This is a genomic window from Vibrio sp. 1249-1 (assembly GCF_033340495.1).
In genome coordinates, this window is record NZ_JAWOWJ010000709.1 from 1 (window position 1) to 633 (window position 633).

Sequence of the window (633 nt, forward strand, 5' to 3'; positions counted from 1 at the left end):
TATTGCTACGCCGGGCCGATTGTTAGACCACTTGTTTAACGGCAACGTAAACATTTCTAAAACTGGCGTGTTGGTGCTTGATGAAGCTGACCGAATGTTGGACATGGGTTTTTGGCCTGATCTGCAACGCATTCTTCGTCGACTACCGAATGACAAACAAATCATGCTGTTTTCGGCGACGTTTGAAAAACGCATTAAAACCATCGCTTACAAACTGATGGATTCTCCTGTTGAGGTGGAAGTGTCTCCAGCGAATACAACGGCAGAAACGGTTAAGCAGATGGTGTATCCAGTTGATAAAAAGCGTAAGCGTGAATTGTTAGCGTATTTAATTGGTTCACGAAACTGGCAACAAGTACTTGTTGTCACTAAAACCAAACAAGGCAGCGACGAGCTTGCAAAGGAGCGCAAACTGGATGGTATTAAAGCGGTTTCGATTAATGGTGATAAATCGCAAGGTGCTCGCCAGCGTGCACTTGATGAATTCAAGCAAGGTAAAGTTCGAGCCCTGATTGCGACAGACGTGGCGGCGCGCGGTCTAGATATTCAAGAGCTTGAACAAGTGGTGAACTTTGATATGCCATTTAAAGCCGAAGATTATGTCCACCGTATAGGCCGTACCGGCCGTGCAGG

1 protein-coding gene is annotated in these 633 nt (G+C 46.1%); it reads left to right on the top strand.

Annotation, left to right across the window (positions count from 1 at the left end):
• Positions 1–633, top strand: a 633-nt coding sequence (locus R7Z50_RS28480) for a DEAD/DEAH box helicase (RefSeq protein WP_318149878.1), incomplete at both ends; no start/stop codon positions are given.